The organism is Thioalkalivibrio sp. ARh3, assembly GCF_000377265.1.
GTDB lineage: Bacteria > Pseudomonadota > Gammaproteobacteria > Ectothiorhodospirales > Ectothiorhodospiraceae > Thioalkalivibrio > Thioalkalivibrio thiocyanoxidans.
This window is the reverse complement of sequence record NZ_KB897950.1, coordinates 131,807-150,372: the sequence shown is the minus strand read 5'-3', so window position 1 is coordinate 150,372 and position 18,566 is coordinate 131,807. Positions and strand designations below refer to the sequence as shown.

Here is an 18,566-nt window from a genome sequence, read left to right as displayed (position 1 = left end):
GCGGCCAGTAAAATCCCGATAGAATTCCCGAACACGCTAATAAGGTCAAGTAGCTGAATGCCTTAAGAACGGGCGCAGGCCGCCTCCCGAGGCGGCCGATAGATCATAAGTTGTTCATGATAAAGGCGGGATTGCGGCACCCCGAAGTGCGCACGAAATAGCGCGCCAAGGGGCACGCCGCGGCGCCACACTCAGGCGGGGTTGTCGATATCGATAAATCGGTGCTCCAGACCGAAGCGCTCGGCGCACCATTCCCCCAGGGCGGGCGCCCCGTAACGCTCGGTCGCGTGATGCCCGGCGGCAAAATAGTGCACGCCCGTCTCGCGCGCCTCGTGGGTGGTCTGTTCGGAGATCTCGCCACTGATATAGGCATCCACGCCCTGCGCCGCCGCTTCCATCAGCAACGACTGGGCCCCGCCGGTACACCAGGCGACACGCCGGATCGGCCGCTCGGCACCCGGCACCCACAGGCATTCCCGCCCCAGCACCGATGAGATGTGGTCGCGCAGGCCCTCTCCTGACACCTCGCTGGCGGGGCGTCCGTACTGACCCACGCCGTCCTCGCGCAACACGCCCTCGATCGCGAAATCGAGGCGACTGGCCAATTGTGCGTTATTGCCGAGCTCCGGGTGCGCATCCAGCGGCAGGTGGTAGGCCACAAGATTGATATCGTGCTCCAGCAGACGCCGCAGGCGCGCGCGCTTCATCCCGGTGATCACCTCCGGCTCGCCCTTCCAGAAATAGCCATGGTGAACCAGGATCGTGTCGGCCCCGTCCTCGATCGCAGCCTCGACCAGCGCCAGCGACGCCGTGACCCCACTGATGATGCGGCGCACCTCGGTTCGCCCCTCCACCTGGAGCCCGTTCGGACAATAGTCGCGAAAGCGCTCCGGCTGGAGCTCCTCGTTCAGGGCCTGCATCAACACGTCACGTTCGATCACGATCGAGTCTCCGGTTACCTGGAAAAACACTGAACAAGACCATCCCGGCCTTCCCAGCCGCACGCCGCGCTGCAACACGCGGTTTGCCAATTGCTTCACACAAGCCCCGTGCGGGGGATCAGTTCTCGCGGCAGGTCGATATACCACAGGGCAGGGCCGATAGATCAGGTGCCCTGCGGGTCCGGCGGCTGTGCAGCCCCTGCCATTTCGGTATATTCGCCCTATGGTGAATTTCTCGCGTTTCCTGCTGCAAGCAGCCCTGACCGGCGTGGCGATCGCCGTGGTCGTGGCCGTGTTCTTTCCGCATGTCCTCGATCGCGACGGGGAGGAACGGGCGCAGCTTCAGGTCGCCGAGCCCCTCCCCACCACGGCGGGCGAAGCCGCGGTCAGCTATGCAGACGGCGTCGAGCGAGCCGCGCCCGCCGTGGTCAACATCATGACCTCGCGCGTGCTCGACACCCCCGGCATCCTTGATCTGCACGAGTTCTTCGGCCAGCCGACGCCACCCCCTGGCGATACCGAGCAGGCCAGCCTGGGTTCCGGCGTGATCATGACCGATCAGGGGCATATCCTGACCAATCACCACGTAATCGAGGAGGCGGACGCGATCGCGGTAGTGCTTCCCGATGGCGAAGCACACCCGGCCGAGATTATTGGCATCGACCCCGACACCGACCTCGCCGTCTTGCGCATCCGCGCAGAGGATGTGGCAGTGGCCACGGCCGGCCATTCGCGCAACCTGCGCGTCGGCGATGTGGTGCTCGCCATCGGCAACCCCTTCGGGGTCGGCCAGACCGTGACCCAGGGGATTGTCTCCGCCACCGGGCGCAACCAGCTCGGCATCAACACCTTTGAAGATTTCATTCAGACCGACGCGGCAATCAACCCGGGCAACTCCGGCGGCGCCCTGATCAATGCACGGGGCGATGTCATCGGTATCAATACCGCGATTTTCTCGCGCTCCGGGGGCTCGCATGGCATCGGCTTCGCGATCCCGGTGGACCTCGCCCGCGAGGTAATGACCGAGATCATTGAACAGGGCTATGTCGCCCGCGGCTGGCTGGGCATTGAGGTCCAGGCGATGAACCGCGAGCTGGCCGACTCCTTCGGGCTGGATACCCCGCGCGGAGTCCTGGTCGCCGGCATCCTGCGCGACGGCCCGGCCCAGGAGGCCGGCATCGAGATCGGCGACGTGATTACCCACCTCAAGGGCGATGCGGTCAACAGCCCGCGCGAGGCCCTGAACATCATCGCCCGGACCGATCCGGGTTCCGCTCTGTCGATCAAGCTCCTGCGCGACGGCGAAGAAGTCGAACTCGAGGCCACCGTCGCCCAGCGGCCGATCTGATACCCAACGGCACCTCCCGGACGTCCGGGAGGTGCCTTTTCTCTACCCGTTGGCCGGGGAACTGACCGTGGTCAGTACGGCCGTAACCAGCAACACCAGCCCCACCAGCCCGATCTCCAGCGCGATGCTGCGCCGCAGGCGCTGCGAGGCCCGGGGTTCACCACGCTCGAAGGCCGGCACCAGGCGCCACTTGTTGGACGCCGCCAGCAGCAGGAGCAGGGCCACGATCAGCACTTTGCCGAGCAGGAACTGCCCGTAGCCGGTGGTGAACAGTGGCGCGACCCCCCCGAGCAGCAGCGCGGCCAGGGCCACCCCTGCCAGCACCAGCAGGCCCACGCCCCATACCGCCACCCGACCGAAGCGATCCAGGATACGAATGGCATCCGCCCCGCCGGGCGGATGCCCCGCCAGGCGATACAGGGGCCACAGCGAGCCGACCCAGAACGCAGCCGCCAGTACATGAAGCATCAGCAGGCCACCCAGCAACCACCGGGGTTCGTAGACCGTATGCCCGACCTGCACGAATGCGAGCAGGACCAGCAACACACCGGCAAGGCTGAGACCGTAACCCAGCCCCGGCAGCCGCCGGGCATCCAGCAGGATCGCCTGCACCAGCAGCAAACCGCTCACAGCCAGGATCAGCTGGGTTCCCTGCGCGCCCTCGAACACCATCCCGAGCAGCATCGGGTCGAACGCCGCGGCGCCATTGCCGCCCCCGAGATACCCGGCCTGAAGCGGCCACTCGATCAGGGCCAGCGCGATCGCGACCCAGGCCGCGATCGCGCCCGAACGACTGGCCGCCTGCCGCTCCGGATCAGGCAGATCCGGAAACGCCAGGCGAAACAGCACCGCCCCGGCCGCCAGCAAGGCACCGGCATAGAACCCGGTCGCCACCAGGATTATGGCAACCGTCCAGGCATCCACACCGACCAGTGCGGACAGCCAGGCCACGGCTCAGTCCTCCACCGTAAAGCGGAAGGTCCCCGACATCATGTGGCCGTCACGGGCCAGACCGCGCCAGCGCACCTCGTAATTGCCGGGCTCCATCGAGCCGGCCGGTTGCACATGGTATTCCTCGGTCGGGTCATTGCCCGGCTCGTTCTCGAGGGACACACGGCCCTGCGGGCCCACCACGTCGAACTGGGTAATGCGCATCGCGCCATCGAAGTGAATCCCGATCTCCTCCGGGGTGCCCTGCACCGTGGAACCGTCCTCCGGGACATGCCCCATCTCGCCCTCGTGGGCCAGCAGGGGCGCGGCGACAGCCAGCAGCAGGGCCGCAAGGGCGGAACGCAGGGTATTGCGGGTACGAATCGTCATCATGATTGAGTTTCCTCTTTCTTAAGTGCAGTCGTGTCGTGTCAGAGTCCGCCGGCCGCAGGCCACCGGGGGCCGCCTTGCGGCGGCCCCGGCACCCGCGCCGGTGGAAGCTCAGTGGTTATGGCCTTCGTGGCCGTTATGTCCTCCATGTCCACCATGGCCGTGATGCCCGTGGGCATCGCGGCTGGGGGTCGGGAGCCCGTCGGAATCCGCATCCGCGACCTTGCCGCGACGTACCGGATTGCCGAAATCGGGGTCACTGCTCACTCTCCAGGCGACCTCACCTTCCGGGTGCCAGTACCAACCCGGATCGCTGAAGTCCCCGGGCTCCTGGTCGTCACGCACCTTGACCAGGGTGAACATGCCGCCCATACCGATGTTGCCGAACGGTCCGTGCCCCATGCCCATCGGCAGGGTGTTCTCCGGCCCCGGCATGTGGCCCGCATCGGTGTGATCCTGGTGGTCCGCCATGCCGTGTTCACCCATCGCCATGTAGCCGGGCAGCAGGGTGCGGATCTCCTCCTCGAGGCCGGACTGGTCCACACCCAGGGTGTTGGCGATGCCGTGCCCCATCGGGTTCATCGTGTGGTGGGTCATGTGGCAGTGGAACGCCCAGTCACCGGGTGGCGCGATGAATTCGATATCCCGGGTCTGGCCGACCGCCACGATCTCGGTGGTCTCCTTGCGCCACTGCTCGCGCGGCCAGCGCCCGCCATCGGAGCCGGTCACCTCGAAGGACACCCCGTGCACGTGCATCGGGTGGTTCCACATCGACAGGTTGCCCATGCGGATGCGCACCCGCTCGCCGGTCTTCGCCACCAGCGAGTCGATGGCCGGGAACACCTTGGAGTTCATCGACCACAGGTCGAAGTCGACCATGATCGACGGGTCCGGCGTGCGGGTGCCGGGATGCAGCGCCCAGTTGTGCAGCAGGATCGCGTAGTCGCGGTCCACCGGCTCGATCTCGCCGTCCTTCGGGTGGATGATGAACATCCCCATCATCCCCATCGCCATCTGCACCATCTCGTCGGCATGCGGGTGGTACATGTGCGTGCCGTGCTGGTTCAGCTCGAACTCGTAGACGAAGGTCTCGCCCGGATGGATCGGCGGCTGGGTCACGCCCTTCACGCCGTCCATGCCCGAGGGCAGATGGATGCCGTGCCAGTGCACCGAGGTGTACTCCGGCAGGCGATTGGTCACGTAGATCCGGACCTTGTCGCCCTCCACCGCCTCGATGGTCGGCCCCGGCGTGGTGCCGTTGTAGCCCCAGCACCTGGCCACCGAACCGGGCGCGAACTCGTGCTCGATCTCTTCGGCAACCAAGTGGAACTCCTTCACGCCGTTGTTCATCTCGTACGGCAGGGTCCAGCCGTTCGGCGTGTGCACCGGCATGTAGCCCTGATCGGTGCGCTCGCCGGGCGTGGTTTCGCCCTCGTTGTGGTGCTCGTGACCCGTTTCGGCCATCACCCGGGTCAGGGTGGTTGCCGGCAGCATTGCCGCGCCGGCGGCCAGCAGGAAGTTACGCCGTTTCATCAGTGATGCCCTCCGTGACCGTCGTCGCCGTGGTCACCGTGATCGCCATGGTCATGATCTCCGTGATCTCCGTGATCTCCGTGATCTCCGTGATCTCCGTGATCTCCGTGATCTCCGTGATCTCCGTGATCCCCGTGATCCCCGTGATCCCCGTGATCCCCGTGATCCCCGTGATCCCCGTGATCCCCGTGATCCCCGTGATCCCCGTGATCCCCGTGATCCCCGTGATCCCCGTGATCCCCGTGATCCCCGTGATCCCCGTGATCCCCGTGATCCCCGTGGTCCCCGTGGTCCCCGTGGTCCCCGTGGTCCCCGTGGTCCCCGTGGTCACCGTGGTCACCGTGGTCACCGTGGTCATGATGGTCGTGATCCATCTCGGACGGGTCATGCTCGAGCGCGTCGGTCTCGAGGTAGCCCTCGTCACCCGGCGCTCCATCCGGCAGCTCGCCGGCCACCGTAAAGGCCAGATCCACGCGTGCCCGCCAGTAGTCACCCAGCGCGGCCACGGCCCGCTGCCAGTCGGCCAGCTCTTCCTGCTTGGTCACCAGCAGGTCGAAGACATCGTCGAACATGAAGTTCACACGTTCCTGCATGCGCTCCAGCTCGATCTCGCGGGCCGGCAGCAGCTCGTAGCGCTTGGCGCTGAATTTGTCCCGGTGATGGGCCAGTCGCACAAAGTGCTGGTGGACATCGGCCGTAACGGCCTGCTCCAGCTGGGCCCGTCGGGCCTCGCCGTCCTCCAGTCGTGCCTCGGCGCGGGCGATGCCGGCCTGATTCTGGTTGAAGATCGGCAGGGTGAACGAAATGCCACCGCCCCACAGGCGGGTGCCGTCCGTCTCGCGCTCAAACTCGATACCGGGCTCGATGTCGCCCAACCAGCGATAGCGCCGCACCAGGGCCACACCCTCGGTGAGCCCCTCCAGGGCATGGTCCACGGCCCGCAGGTCCAGACGCTGCTCCAGGGCCTGTTCGACCAGGCCCTCGCGATCCTCCACGCCGGCCAGCGGCAGCGGCAGCTTGCCGGGGACCTCCCAGTCATCGACCTCGCCGGGCAGCCCCATCAGGTGGGCCAGACGCAGACGTGTCTCGCGTTCGCGCTGACGCGCATCCTCGAGCTTCAGCCGCGCCTCGGCGGCACGAATGTTGAGCTGCGCGCGTTTAAGGTCCGTCATGTTGCCGGCGTCGTAGAAGCGCTCGCCCAGCAGCGACCCGAGATCCGCCGCCCGGGTCTCCAGCGCCTGCACCTGAGCCCGCTGGCGCGCGGCCACTGCGTCATACCAGGCGCGCTCCGTGTCCGAGGCAAGGGCCACCATGCCTTCGGCCAGTTGCAGACGGGTGGACTCCCAGTGGGATTCGGCAATGTCCTGACGCGCACTGCGCATCAGCAGACCGGAAATACCCCAGGCCAGCCCGACCCCGACTTCGTTACCGCCACCGCCCTCGGGGCGCATCACCGACAGCGACAGGGTGGGATTCGAAAACTGGGAGGCCTCGACCACGTCGGCGGCCGTCAGATCCAGTTTGGCGTAGGCCTGCTGCATACGCGGGTTGCGCCACAGGGCCTGATGGATGGCCTCCTCGAGCGTCAGCTCGCCAGAGGGGCGGGGCATCTCCGACTCGGGCAGGTCGATCCCCTGCACCGAGATGTCCTCCGCCAGTTCGGAGCGGTCCAGCTCGGGCGCGGTGACCGCGCAACCGGCGAGGAACAGCACCGAAACGACGGGGAGCAGCAATCGGGTTGCTCGCATCGTGAAAATCTCCTTGATCGGACTTCGATTCCGCATCCCGCGCGAACGCGCGACACGGCCTTGCCGCCCACCAGTACCGGGTGGAACCCGGACGTGCGGACAGCCCCGGCGCTCGGGCCGGTACAGTCAGATCAGGAGAGGATCGGGGGTCGGTATAACGCGGTCGCAGGCGGACCGTTCTGGAAGGAATACAGGCGCATGGCCTGCGTGACCGGAGTCAGCAGGTGCATGCCGGTGATGGACGGCATGCCCTGGCAGTGGCTGCAGGCCGAGCAACTCGCCAGGCAGGCGGCATCCACGCAATCCACGTGCTGGATCACCCCGCTGGCAGCAGAGGAATCCGAAGTCTCGTGGGTATGGTCGTCGGCATGCCGGGTGTCGGCATGATCGTCATGCGCATGGTGATCATGGTCGTCGCCGTGCGCGTGATCATGTGAGTGGGCATCCGGATGATCGTGGGCCGCGTGATCCGCAGCCTTGTCGCCCTTCGACTGGGCCCCGTGCATCGCATGCCCGGCGTGCCCGTCTTCCACACTCGCAACCGCCGCGAGCGCCGGCAGGCCGGCAATCGCCAGCACCAGCATCCAGCACAGCAGTCGGTGGAAGACCCTTTTCACGTCGGCCAAACCTCGTTTGGGGCCATCTCGGCCCAGCAATCGGCGGTCAACATACCACACCCCACACCCTTGGGCGCCATCCCTGTAGGAGGCCAGCCCTCTGGCCGATGGGGACTTAACCAGCGCCCCATCGGCGAGGGGCTCGTCTCCTGCAAATCCGGGGCTACCCACTGTAGGAGGCCAGCCCCTGGCCGATTGCGACCTGACCAGCACCCATCGGCCAGAGGGCTGGCCTCCTACGCGAGCGCGCGCTCGATCACGTCGCGCAGGTCGCGCGACAATTCGAGTGCGGCGAGGCGCTCGAGTTCCGCACGCATCTGCTCGCCGCGAACGCTGTCCACCTTCTGCCAGCGCGTCAGCGGCTGGGCCAGGCGCGCGGCGGTCTGCGGGTTCATCGGATCCAGCTTCTCGATGAAGGCGCCCATGCGGCGGTAGCCCGCGCCATCTTCCTGGTGGAAATGGCGTTCGTTGCGCGCCATGAACGGCCCCAGCACCGCACGCACCCGGTTCGGGTTGGTCCAGCGGAACCCGGGGTGCCCCAGCAGCGCCTCCAGGCGCTCGAAGCCGCCGGGGACCTGGCTGCCGGCCTGCAGGCCGAAGTACTTGTCCAGCACCAGCGGATCGTCGCGGTAGCGCTGCTCGAAGTCCGTCAGCAGCACCTCGCGTGCCTCGTGATCCAGCTCGTTCACCGCATTCAGCGCACCCATGCGCATGGTCATGCTGCGCGCCTTCTGGCACTGCGCCAGGGCCTCCGGCACCGCGGCCTGGTCGCCGGCGGCCACACGCAGCGCCAGCAGGCGGTTGCGCAACTGGCGCCGGCCCATCGCCTCGGCGGTGAAGGCGCCGTTGTCCACGGCATCCAGCTTCGGCTGGATCTGCTGCATCGCGCCGGCCAGCGGGGCGTAAAGGCGCTTCTCCAGGTCGTCGCGCTCCATGCGCAGGCGCACCGGATCGACGCGCTCGAACAGCTCGGCCAGCTCGCGCGTGGGCGGCAGTTGCAGGATAGTCGCCAGCAGCACCGGCTCGATCGCCGGGTCCTCGATCAGGGCATGCAGGGCGTGCTCGGTGGCGGCCTCCAGCGCGGAGTCGGCGGCGTCGTGCTGGATGCGCGTGCGGATCGCGCGGCGGAACAGGGTCTGCGCGGCCTCCCAGCGGGAGAAGGCGTCATCGTCGTGCGCCAGCAGGTGGGCCAGTTCGTCCACGCCCTGGTTGGCGTTCAGGATCACCGGGGCGGAGAAGCCGCGCAGCCAGGAGATCGCGACCGGCTCGGCGGACAGATTTTCGAAGCAGAAGGTGTGCTCGGCGGCATCCAGCTCGAGCACCCATTCGTCGCGCTCGGCCTCGTCGCCTTCCCGGCGCGCGCGGATGCGCTGGCCGTCGGCATCGAGAAAGGCCATGCGCACCGGGATCACCACCGGCTCCTTGTGCGCCTGCCCCGGGGTCGGCGGGGTCTCCTGCGCGAGTGTGATACGGGCCGGTCCGCCGGGGCCGTCGAACGCGGTGCTTGCGGTCACGTGCGGCGTGCCGGCCTGGGTGTACCAGCGCTTGAAGCGGGAGAGATCGCGCCCGCTGGCCTCGGCCATCACCGCGACAAAGTCGTCTGTCGTCACTGCCTGGCCGTCGAAGCGCTGGAAGTAGAGATCCAGCCCCCGGCGGAAGGTCTCGCGCCCGATCAGGGTACGCAGCATGCGGATCAGCTCCGCGCCCTTCTCGTACACCGTCAGGGTGTAGAAGTTGTTGATCTCGGCGTAGTGGTCCGGGCGCACGGGGTGCGCCAGCGGCCCGGCGTCCTCGGGGAACTGATGGGCGCGCAGCAGCGAGACATCGTCGATGCGCTTGACCCCGAACAGGGTGCAGTCGGTGGTGAACTCCTGGTCGCGGAAGACCGTGAGCCCCTCCTTCAGCGACAGCTGGAACCAGTCGCGGCAGGTCACGCGGTTACCGGACCAGTTGTGGAAGTACTCGTGGGCGATCACCGACTCGATGGCGACAAAGTCGCTGTCGGTGGCGGTGTCGGGGCTGGCGAGCACGTACTTGGCGTTGAACAGGTTCAGCCCCTTGTTCTCCATCGCCCCCATGTTGAAGTCGTCCACCGCGACGATCATGTACACGTCCAGATCGTATTCGCGGCCGAAGGCCTCCTCGTCATAGCGCATCGCCCGCTTCAGCGAGGCCAGCGCGTGATCGCAGCGATCGGCGTTGTGCGCCTCCACATAAAGCTCCAGCGCCACCTCGCGCCCGGACATGGTGGTGAAGGTGTCGCGCTGGCAGGCCAGATCCCCGGCGACCAGCGCGAACAGGTACGACGGCTTGGGAAACGGGTCCTCCCACACCGCGTAGTGGCGCCCGCCGTCCAGCTCGCCGGCCTCCACGCGGTTGCCGTTGGCCAGCAGCACCGGGTACTGCGCCCGGTCCGCCTCCAGGCGCACGCGGTAGGTGGTCAGCACATCCGGGCGGTCGGGGAAGAAGGTGATGCGGCGAAAGCCCTCCGGCTCGCACTGCGTGCACAGATTGCCGCTGGAGGCGTACAGGCCTTCCAGCGCGGTGTTCTGCTCCGGGTGACAGCGGCTGACGATCTCCAGCCGCGCACGCTCCGGCAGGCCGTGCAGCAGCAGGCCCTCGGCATCCTGCTCCAGCAGGTCCTCGCCCGGCTCCGCGCCATCCACGGTCAGTGACACCAGCTCGACGCCATCGCCGTAGAGCCGCAGCGCCCCGTTCGGCTCCACCGCCTGCGGGTTGCGCCGCACCGCCATGCGCGTGGTCACCTCGGTGGTCGCCGCGGCCAGATCAAAGTCCAGCTCCAGGTCCTCCACCACAAACGCCGGCGGCTGGTAATCGCTCAGATAAACCGCCTGGGGACTCGCATCACGCATTCCAAACTCCAGTCATCAATCGCTTTCCACACGTATCACGCCCGGCAAGCACGAACGCTAAACCCCGACAAAGGCAACGTCATTGCGAGGCGCCGAAGGCGCCGCGGCAACCTCCATCCGCCACTCCCCACGTTTCTCGGTTCCACCACCGGGGCTTCCTCACAGAGATCGCCACGTCGCTGCGCTCCTCGCGATGACACCGTTCCTTACCCCCGTCATTGCGAGGAGCCGAAGGCGACGAAGCAACCTCCATCCGCCACCCCGAGGCGCGACCGAGCCCACCCGAACAGATTGCCACGGCCCCATTGGCGCCTCGCAATGACGGCGCCGGGGATCTGGCGCTGCGCGCCCAATCCGTTAGCATACCGCGCATGGAATGGATCGATATCTGCTTCAACCTGACCCACGAATCCTTCAACAAGGAACGCGACGAGGTCCTCGAGCGCGCGCGCGAGGCCGGCGTGTCCTGGATGCTGATCACCGGCGCCGACGCCCACCAGAGCGAGAAGTGCCTGGCGATCGCCGACCAGTACCCGGACTGCTGCCGCGCCACCCTGGGCGTGCACCCGCACCTGGCCAGACAGTGGACCGACGCGACCGCCGCGCGGTTCAGTGACCTCGCCCGCGCGGACGCCAACGTCGTCGCCATGGGCGAGATGGGGCTGGACTACAACCGTGACCACTCGCCGCGCCCGCAGCAGCGCATCGCCTTCGAAGCCCAGCTGGAACTGGCCGCCGATCTCGGCCTGCCGCTGTTCCTGCACGAGCGTGACGCCCACCACGACTTCGCGCAGATCCTGCGCCGCTGGCGCGACAAGGTACCGGCCGCCGTGGTGCACTGCTTCACCGGCGAGGCCGACGCCCTGGCCGAATACCTCGACCTCGACTGCCACATCGGCATCACCGGCTGGGTCTGCGACGAGCGCCGCGGCAGACACCTGCACCCGCTGGTCCCGACCATCCCGCGCGGCCGCCTGATGATCGAGACCGACGCCCCCTACCTCCTGCCGCGCACCCTGCCCAAGGGCAGCGGCAAGAAGCTCGGTAACGGTCGGCGCAACGAGCCCGCCTTCCTCCCCCACATCGGCGAATACGTGGCCCGGTTGCGCGACGAGCCCCCGGAAGACCTCGCCGCCCACACCACCGCCACCGCCCGCGCCTTCTACAACCTGCCCGAAACTGCCAGTGCCTGAGGCCCCGGACAGCGGGCCGCAACGGGTCGCGCTGATCACCGGCGCGGCGCGCGGGATCGGGCTCGGCATTGCCGAGCGCCTGGCGCGGGATGGCTGGCAGGTGGTGCTGGCCGATATCGACGGCCGCGAATGCGAACAGTCCGCCGCGAGCCTGGGGCCCGCCGCCCGGGCCATCGCGCTGGATGTCCGCGACGAGGAACAGGTCCGCGAGGCCATTCGGCGCACGGAGGAATGGTACGGCGGCCTCGATGCCCTGGTGAACAACGCCGGCATCAGCGACCCGCACTCCGGGCCACTGGAAGAACTGGAGCTGGCCGACTGGCAGCGCTGGCTGGATACCAACCTGACCGGCGTCTTCCTGCTCGGCAAGTACGCCCTGCCCCTGCTGCGCCGCCGCCGGGGCGCCATCGTGAACATCAGCTCCACCCGCGCCCTGCAGTCGGAGCCGGACACCGAGGCCTACGCCGCCAGCAAGGGCGGGCTGGACGCCTTCACCCACGCGCTGGCCATCAGCGCCGGCCCGGAGGTCCGCGTCAACGCCATCCGCCCCGGCTGGATCGACACCCGCAGCCCCGACCAGCAACAGGCCGAACCGCTGTCCGCACAGGACCACGCCCAGCACCCGGTCGGCCGCGTCGGCCAGCCCGGCGACATCGCCGCCCTCACCGCCTTTCTGCTCGGCCCCGACGCCGGCTTCGTCACCGGCCAGATATGGACCGCCGACGGCGGTATGACCCGCCGCATGATCTACGCCGACTGACCGCACGGCAGTCACCACGCCTTGTTCGCACGCCTGAATTCAACAGATCACTGCAACGCCTCAGTTCGGTTGGGGTGGTCCACAGCAGCCGTAGAACGGGTGGCTGTCACGCTTCGACAAAGGGGATACCCTCCGCCTCGAAAAAATCGGCGAGGAACGCCTTCAGCGCCTTGTCGCGACAGGCATACCAGTCCTGCTCGATCCCCCTGTCATGGATCAGGTCCTTGAACCGGCGGAACGCACCGCGACCTCGGATGGCCTCCAGCAGTTTGGCGCGGACTGCCGGATCCTCCTGCAGGCGGCAGAACTGATCCATCACCCCGTACTCGTCAAAGTCGAACTGGTCCGGAAGCCGCACATAGTCATCCGAGGCGTGTACGGCCCGCACCGTCTGCAGCACCTCCTGCTGCCAGTCCGGAAGATCCAGTGGTTCACACTCGGCCAGGGCCTCGTCTTCGTCGCTGAAGCCCACCACCTCACCGGTCGCCCGGTGGACATAGGTCTGCCAGCCATCCGTGAGCGGATCCATCTGCTCCACGACGTCCGTCAACACCACCGGAAGCGGCATCGCGCCCTCCCCTGCACAGCTGTTCACATCGTCTTCACGCGCCGGGCAACGCGGGGCAAACGGCGCTACCCCAAAGCATATTCCAATGCCCGAACATCGGCATTCAAGCGCCCCCGGCATTGACCGCGCTGCGTCCGCATCAATGCAACAGGGCGTACGCCCCGCCACGTCGAGGTCGATAGCGCCCGACAGCGGGAAGGCATCCCCTCTGAAGCAGCCTTCGCCCCGGATGAGCGTTACCGCGCCAAGCGCGGCGGATTTCAGCCGTTGGCGGTCTGACAGGCGAGCAGGCGCTGTTGCACCACGTCGGCGACCACCCGCAGGGCGGCGTCGCGGGTGTCATGGACCTGCACGGTTGCGAGTACCGCGGGGTCCACGGGGTCCCCGATGTCGACCTCGGGCGTGTGCGCGGGGCACCCGTCGAGCCAGGCGGGGTGGTACTCGCAGCCCGGTTCGGCGGGGAACAGCGCAGCATAGGCGATCCGCGCCTCCACCAGGTCCTGGAAGAAGTGGCTGCCGAACGAGAGGTCGGGGACGATACCGGCGTCGGGGTCGGCCACCTCCACCAGCATGCGCACGCGGTCGATGTCGGCGAAGCGCACGGGGACGCCCAGCTCGGGGGTGCTGGTGCCCCAGCGGCCGGGGCCGATCAGGAGCGTGGTGCAGTCACCCGCGGTGGCGTACTGGCGGTTGAGGGCACCCACCAGGCGGGCCACGGCGTATTTCTGCGGGCGGGACAGCACCGCATAGCGGGCACCGTCCACGCGGATGACGCGATCGATGACGAGATCCATGTTGCCGCCCATGAAGCGGCCGGCACTGGCGAAGAACAACTGCCCGGGGTCGATCGGGTCCGGCAGTTCCACCGGGCGATCGCTGCCCAGCGTGGCGAGCGGGCGGCACTGCACCAGGTTCACGCCGGCGGCGCCGTCGGCGTCCAGGTGCACGGTGAACTCGACATCCACCGGATGGGCGTAGGCGGCCTCCAGGGTCTTGAGCAGGTCGCGCATCAGCGGGGCGAAATCGGTGCGCTGCAGTAGCGGGGTAAAGGTCACCCGCCACAGGCGCTCCTCGCGCCCCTGCTCGCGGGCGCGGCGGCCGGCCTCGCGGTCGATCTCGCCGAGCAGGTTCAGCGGCAGGCCCGGAGCGGCCTCGGCCAGCGCCTGGATGGGCACGGCGGCCTCGCGGTTGGCCTCGATGTCGAGCACATCGGCGGCGTGCTGGGAGTAGCGATACGCCTCGTCCCGGCTGTGAAATGGCCGTCGTTCGGGCCGGTCCAGCGCCACCACGCAGGCATGGTCGCGCGCGACCCGGTCCACCGCGCGGGTGCCCAGCCCCAGCACCAGGCGCAGCATCCCGGCCGCCGGATCCAGCGCGCCGTCCCAGACGAAGGTGTTCCAGGAGACCCCGACGCCGGCGGCGTCCGGCAGATAGTAGCGCCCGTGGTAGCGGCCGTTGACCCGCTGCAGCAGCAGCGCCATGGGTTCTTCCTGATCCATCAGCCCACGCTGCTGGCGGTAGCTCAGCGCATCGTCGCTCATCGTCGATGCATAGACCTGGCGGATGGCGTCTTCCAGCTGGGCCAGGCGCTCGCCGGGGCTGCCCTGGTTCACGCAGAACACGCTCTCGTACTTGCCGGCAAAGGCATTGCCGAACCCGTCTTCCAGCAGGCTGCTGGAACGTACCAGGATCGGGTACTGGCCATAGTGATCGAGCACGCGTTCCAGCTCGCGGCGCACCTCCGGCGGGATCTCGCCGTGCAGCATGTCGCGGCGCAGGCTGCGCGCCTCGTCGAAGTAACCCTCCGCGGTGCGCTGGCGCATCAGCCGCGGCCACCAGCCGTTGTGTACCAGATAGGCGTAGTACACGTCCGCGCCGATGAAGTGCGAGTCGTGCGGCTCCAGTGAGCGCCCCCACCGCTGCGAGTCCTGAGCGAGCAGGACTTGCCGCGCCAGCAGCATGCCCGCGGCCTTGCCGCCGATGTAGCCACTGCCGACCATGCGGCTGCGGATCGCCAGCAGCTCCTCCAGCCCGAGGTGGCGCCGCGCCAGTTCCAGCATGCGCTCGTCGCGGCCGATCAGCACCCGCAGGATGTCGTCCTGCACCCGGGCGCGGTCGGCCGCCGGCGCCTCCTGCGCCAGCGCATCGGAGGCGGCGAGGAACAGGCGGTCCCAGTAGTCCAGCAGCTGCCGGCCGTGCGACTGCCCGGGGCGCTGTTCCTCCAGCAGGGCCTGCAGCCGCGTGGCCTCGCTGCTGTCCACCACCGGCTCGAACCGCGTGCCGTGCTGGCGGTGCGGCAGGAACATCGTCGGCGAGCTGCGCTGCCACACCTTCACCGGCTGTACGTGCACCGCCTCGCCGGCGCGGCGCACGTCGATCAGCACCTGCGTGGTCTCGCGGATGCGCGACAGCGTAGTGTGCGAATGGCTGTGCGGATGCAGCGCGAACCAGGCCACCGTGTCCATCTCGTACAGATACGGGCAGATGGCGCGGAAGAAGTTGCCCACCATGTGATCGGTGGCCCAGGCATCCAGCAGCTCGGACAGGCAATCGCACAGATAGAACGCGCCGCGACCGTGCTCGGTGATCAGACGGTAGACGTGGCGGGTGAACGGCTCGAACCCGCGCAGCGCGTCGATGTCCACCACCTCGATCCCCGGGCCGGCCTCCACCAGCGGCGGATGGGCGCCGAAGCGCAGATAGATGATCGAGCGACGCTGGGTGCGGGCCGCGGCCACGAACGGCCGGACAAAGCGTCGGTAGTCCTCGATGTCGTCGACCCGCCAGACCACGTTGTCGCCGATCCGCAGCCCGTCGAGCACCCGGTCCAGGCCGTCCAGCCCGGTGGAGACGGTCTCCTGCTGAGGTTGCGGATCGGTGGCCATCAAGCGCCCGTCCAGTCTGGGCGCCCCACAGTACCCCCTGCCCCACAGGCGCTCAACGCTCGGCACACCCGGACGCCCCCGTGAATGCAACTAATGGGCATCACTTGACTTACCATGGACTGTCCTGCCCCAGCGGCAACAGGAGATTTACCATGAAGACATCTTTGATTCTGACGCTCATCGGCCCGGACCGTCCGGGGATGGTCAGCGCGGTGGCGGCCCGGGCGCGTGCGGCGGGCGGCAACTGGCTGGAGAGTCGCATGGCACAACTGGCCGGACAGTTTGCCGGCGTGGTGCTACTGGAAGTCGACACGGATGCAGCCGACGAGCTGGAGGCGGCGCTGCGCGAGCTGGAAGAAAAGGACGGGTTGAAGGTGCACGTCCAGCGGGGCAGCGAGCTGCCGGCGACCGCACGGCACTCGGTGTTGCTCGACCTGATCGGACACGACCGACCGGGGATCGTGCAGGATATTACCGCCGTGCTCTCGCGCCACGGCGTGAGCGTCGAGACACTGGAGACCGCCTGCGAACCGGGCTCAATGACCGGCGAGCCGATGTTCCGCGCGAAGGCCCGCCTGGGGGTCCCCGAAGGCCTGGACCTGGATAACCTGCAGGACGACCTGGAGGCCCTGGCCAATGAGCTGATGGTCGACCTCGAACTCCGCGACCCGCTGCAGGAACCACCCGAGGCCGCGGCCTGACCCGGACGGCAACCCACGATTAGTCTCGACGTGCCGCCCGGATGACCGCCTCGGGATCGTTTCCCACCACTTTGCGCAGTACGCGGGCCGGGCCGGCATCGGCGAAGGCCGGGAGCTGTCGATAGCGCCGCAACAGCTCCGCCTCCTGCCCCGGTGGGAGCGCGATACCCAGCGCCTCGCAGCAGTACCGCAACGCCTGCTCGGTGCAGGTATCGAAATCCGCGTGCGCCCCCTCAGCCCGCGCCGGAAGGTGTACTCCAGCTGCTTCTCGCGCCAGGCACGCGCCAGCACCGTCGCTCGCTCGCCCATCCACCCCTTGAGCGTCGCCGCAATCCCCTGCGTGTCAATCAGCGTCCCGTACACATCAAACGCCAGCGTCTGCCGCATACACCCTCCCACTCGCGTTGACCCTGCTGCATCCCGCCCGGCGGATGGCGGATCTGGACATCGCCGCTGCTCGGCGAAACACTGCACGCGTTGAATCCAATTGTCAGGAAATGCCCATGAGCATGCAGGAGACCATTACCCGGAAGCTGGAGGAGCGCTTTGCGCCCGAGCATCTGGAGGTGGTGAACGAGAGCCACATGCACAACGTGCCGCCCGGTTCGGAGTCGCATTTCAAGGTGACGGTGGTGTCCGAGGCCTTTCGTGACCAGAAGCTGATCGCGCGACACCGGCTGGTAAACCAGGCCCTCGCCGACGAGCTGGCCGGTGGCATCCACGCCCTGGCGCTGCACACGCTGGACCCGGACCAGTGGTTCGAGCGTGCCGGCAAGGTCGCCGACTCCCCGCCCTGCATGGGGGGCGACAAGGACTGAAATCTTGCCCATGAGGGACACCCCTGCGGCCGAATCGGCCGTCGACCACATCCTGCGCGCCCGGCTGGAAGCACCCGGGCTGATGGACCTGCTCGGCCAGATCGAGGCCAGCCTGAGCCCGGCGGCCAGCCACCCGCCGCTGCCGGGCGTATCCGAGCACCTGGGGCCGGACCGCCACATCGTGCTGTGGCTGATCGACGGCTTCGCCACCCGCTATCGCCGCCATACGCCGCTGCTGGGCGCAGACTACGTAACCGACCTCGAGACCGTGTTCCCCAGCACCACGGCGACCGCGATCAGCAGCATCCTGACCGGGCGCACACCCGCGCAGCACGGCCTGCTCGGCTGGCACACCCGCCTGCCGTCCGCCGAGTGCACGCTGACGGTGCTGATGGGCCAGGAGCGCGACGCCGAGGACCGTCCGGCCACGCTCGGTTACCGCGAGCTGACCGGTCGCGTACAGCCGGACCGCCTGGTCGACCGGCTCGGCTGCCACACGACCATGATCGGCCCGGACTGGATCGGCGGCACACCATACAACCGCATGATGAACGGCTCCGCCGCGTTCATCGGCTTCGAGGACCTGTCCGAGCTGCCGGCGCGGGTGGCCGCGCATGTGAACGCGACGCCCGGGCCGCATTTCACCTACGTGTACTGGTCGGAGCTGGACCACCTGGGCCACGCCTATGGCCCGGAGAGCCCGGAGGTGGAGCGCCACCTGAAGCAGCTGGACCTGGCCTACACCGCGACCTGCGCGCAGATCCAGCGCCCGGAGGGCATCTTCCTGACCACCGCCGACCACGGCATGCGCAGCATGGAACGCCGGCTGGACCTGCGCGAGCACCCGGCGGTGCAGGCCTGCCTGCGCCACCGCCTGACCGGCGAGCCCCGTGCGGCCATCGCTCATGTGCGGGAGGGGCGGGATGCGGAGTTTCGCCGTGCGCTGCACGCCGCGTTCGGCACGGACGTGGCGGCAGTCCCGGCCGCCGACTGGCTGGGGCCCGGCACGCTGGGCCTGCCCCCGGGGCATCACCGTGAGCACCCCGAGCTCCGGGCACGCGCCGGCGACTACCTGCTGCTGCCCGCGGAGGACGCCTACCTGGTGGACCCGCCGGCCGACGACGAGGGACCGTTCTTCCGCGGTGCCCACGGCGGCCTGTCGCCGGAGGAACGGCATATTCCGCTGTTTCTTCGGAATATCGGCCAGTCGCGGTAAACTGTCGGGTTCTGTGCCGGCCAAACGGGCTGGCGCTGGCTGAAA

Annotated in this window: 15 protein-coding genes and 1 pseudogene; 6 read left to right on the top strand and 10 right to left on the bottom strand. The window is 68.1% G+C overall.

Features of this window, described 5'->3' with window-relative positions; all coding sequences use genetic code 11:
- Nucleotides 1-191: 191 nt before the first annotated feature.
- Nucleotides 192-941, bottom strand: a complete 750-nt coding sequence (locus tag C995_RS0109270; RefSeq protein WP_026279050.1) for a Nif3-like dinuclear metal center hexameric protein — start codon at nt 939-941, stop codon at nt 192-194.
- A 223-nt stretch (nt 942-1,164) separates the two neighbouring features.
- Between C995_RS0109270 and C995_RS0109265 the strand changes: the two genes are divergently transcribed.
- Nucleotides 1,165-2,289, top strand: coding sequence for a S1C family serine protease (locus C995_RS0109265; protein ID WP_018864674.1), 1,125 nt, complete (start codon nt 1,165-1,167; stop codon nt 2,287-2,289).
- Between the two features lie 42 nt (nt 2,290-2,331).
- Here C995_RS0109265 and C995_RS0109260 read toward each other — a convergent pair whose 3' ends face one another.
- The 6 genes from C995_RS0109260 to pepN form a co-directional block, all read right to left on the bottom strand.
- Complete coding sequence (locus C995_RS0109260) at nt 2,332-3,240, bottom strand: copper resistance D family protein (RefSeq protein WP_018864673.1); 909 nt, start codon at nt 3,238-3,240, stop codon at nt 2,332-2,334.
- Nucleotides 3,241-3,243: 3 nt separating this feature from the next.
- Nucleotides 3,244-3,612, bottom strand: coding sequence for a copper resistance CopC family protein (locus tag C995_RS0109255; RefSeq protein ID WP_018864672.1), 369 nt, complete (start codon nt 3,610-3,612; stop codon nt 3,244-3,246).
- 108 nt (nt 3,613-3,720) lie between these two features.
- Nucleotides 3,721-5,142 (bottom strand): multicopper oxidase family protein, encoded by a 1,422-nt coding sequence (locus C995_RS0109250; RefSeq protein WP_018864671.1) that lies wholly within the window; start codon nt 5,140-5,142, stop codon nt 3,721-3,723.
- Nucleotides 5,142-6,875: a TolC family protein gene (locus tag C995_RS0109245; RefSeq protein WP_018864670.1), complete on the bottom strand. Its 1,734-nt coding sequence runs from the start codon at nt 6,873-6,875 to the stop codon at nt 5,142-5,144. Before C995_RS0109245 ends, C995_RS0109250 begins: the two co-directional genes overlap by 1 nt.
- 146 nt (nt 6,876-7,021) lie before the next feature.
- The gene (locus tag C995_RS0109240) at nt 7,022-7,474 is read right to left on the bottom strand and encodes a hypothetical protein (RefSeq protein ID WP_018864669.1); all 453 of its coding nucleotides are present in this window, start codon (nt 7,472-7,474) and stop codon (nt 7,022-7,024) included.
- A 269-nt stretch (nt 7,475-7,743) separates the two neighbouring features.
- Entirely contained in the window at nt 7,744-10,380 is a 2,637-nt protein-coding gene (pepN, locus tag C995_RS0109235) for an aminopeptidase N (RefSeq protein WP_018864668.1), read from the bottom strand.
- A gap of 371 nt (nt 10,381-10,751) precedes the next feature.
- Between pepN and C995_RS0109230 the strand changes: the two genes are divergently transcribed.
- Both C995_RS0109230 and C995_RS0109225 read left to right on the top strand, forming a co-directional pair.
- Nucleotides 10,752-11,573 (top strand): TatD family hydrolase, encoded by an 822-nt coding sequence (locus C995_RS0109230; RefSeq protein ID WP_018864667.1) that lies wholly within the window; start codon nt 10,752-10,754, stop codon nt 11,571-11,573.
- Nucleotides 11,566-12,333, top strand: a complete 768-nt coding sequence (locus C995_RS0109225; RefSeq protein WP_018864666.1) for an SDR family oxidoreductase — start codon at nt 11,566-11,568, stop codon at nt 12,331-12,333. Before C995_RS0109230 ends, C995_RS0109225 begins: the two co-directional genes overlap by 8 nt.
- Before the next feature lie 106 nt (nt 12,334-12,439).
- Here the strand turns inward: C995_RS0109225 and C995_RS0109220 are convergent, their stop codons facing one another.
- Together C995_RS0109220 and C995_RS0109215 are read right to left on the bottom strand one after the other, a co-directional pair.
- Nucleotides 12,440-12,901, bottom strand: coding sequence for a UPF0158 family protein (locus tag C995_RS0109220; RefSeq protein WP_018864665.1), 462 nt, complete (start codon nt 12,899-12,901; stop codon nt 12,440-12,442).
- Between the two features lie 260 nt (nt 12,902-13,161).
- Entirely contained in the window at nt 13,162-15,786 is a 2,625-nt protein-coding gene (locus C995_RS0109215) for a PEP/pyruvate-binding domain-containing protein (RefSeq protein ID WP_018864664.1), read from the bottom strand.
- 152 nt (nt 15,787-15,938) lie between these two features.
- Between C995_RS0109215 and C995_RS0109210 the strand changes: the two genes are divergently transcribed.
- A complete protein-coding gene (locus C995_RS0109210; protein WP_018864663.1) occupies nt 15,939-16,487 on the top strand; it encodes a glycine cleavage system protein R in 549 nt (182 codons plus the stop codon).
- A gap of 85 nt (nt 16,488-16,572) precedes the next feature.
- On the opposite strand, the pseudogene C995_RS14430 reads toward C995_RS0109210, so the two are convergent.
- Nucleotides 16,573-16,874 (bottom strand): annotated as a pseudogene (locus C995_RS14430) (haloacid dehalogenase type II); the annotation flags it as partial.
- 116 nt (nt 16,875-16,990) lie between these two features.
- On the opposite strand from C995_RS14430, the gene C995_RS0109200 reads away from it, so the two are divergent.
- Together C995_RS0109200 and C995_RS0109195 are read left to right on the top strand one after the other, a co-directional pair.
- The gene (locus tag C995_RS0109200; RefSeq protein ID WP_018864661.1) at nt 16,991-17,305 is read left to right on the top strand and encodes a BolA family transcriptional regulator; all 315 of its coding nucleotides are present in this window, start codon (nt 16,991-16,993) and stop codon (nt 17,303-17,305) included.
- Between the two features lie 10 nt (nt 17,306-17,315).
- The gene (locus C995_RS0109195; RefSeq protein ID WP_018864660.1) at nt 17,316-18,521 is read left to right on the top strand and encodes an alkaline phosphatase family protein; all 1,206 of its coding nucleotides are present in this window, start codon (nt 17,316-17,318) and stop codon (nt 18,519-18,521) included.
- Nucleotides 18,522-18,566: the final 45 nt, after the last annotated feature.

Coding starts and splice junctions, on each gene's coding strand:
- C995_RS0109265 (WP_018864674.1), top strand. CDS start 1,165: ATGGTGAATTTCTCGCGTTTCCTGCTGCAAGCAGCCCTGACCGGCGTG.
- C995_RS0109255 (WP_018864672.1), bottom strand. CDS start 3,612: ATGATGACGATTCGTACCCGCAATACCCTGCGTTCCGCCCTTGCGGCC.
- C995_RS0109250 (WP_018864671.1), bottom strand. CDS start 5,142: ATGAAACGGCGTAACTTCCTGCTGGCCGCCGGCGCGGCAATGCTGCCG.
- C995_RS0109240 (WP_018864669.1), bottom strand. CDS start 7,474: ATGCTGGTGCTGGCGATTGCCGGCCTGCCGGCGCTCGCGGCGGTTGCG.
- pepN (WP_018864668.1), bottom strand. CDS start 10,380: ATGCGTGATGCGAGTCCCCAGGCGGTTTATCTGAGCGATTACCAGCCG.
- C995_RS0109230 (WP_018864667.1), top strand. CDS start 10,752: ATGGAATGGATCGATATCTGCTTCAACCTGACCCACGAATCCTTCAAC.
- C995_RS0109220 (WP_018864665.1), bottom strand. CDS start 12,901: ATGCCGCTTCCGGTGGTGTTGACGGACGTCGTGGAGCAGATGGATCCG.
- C995_RS0109215 (WP_018864664.1), bottom strand. CDS start 15,786: ATGGCCACCGATCCGCAACCTCAGCAGGAGACCGTCTCCACCGGGCTG.
- C995_RS0109210 (WP_018864663.1), top strand. CDS start 15,939: ATGAAGACATCTTTGATTCTGACGCTCATCGGCCCGGACCGTCCGGGG.
- C995_RS0109200 (WP_018864661.1), top strand. CDS start 16,991: ATGAGCATGCAGGAGACCATTACCCGGAAGCTGGAGGAGCGCTTTGCG.
- C995_RS0109195 (WP_018864660.1), top strand. CDS start 17,316: ATGAGGGACACCCCTGCGGCCGAATCGGCCGTCGACCACATCCTGCGC.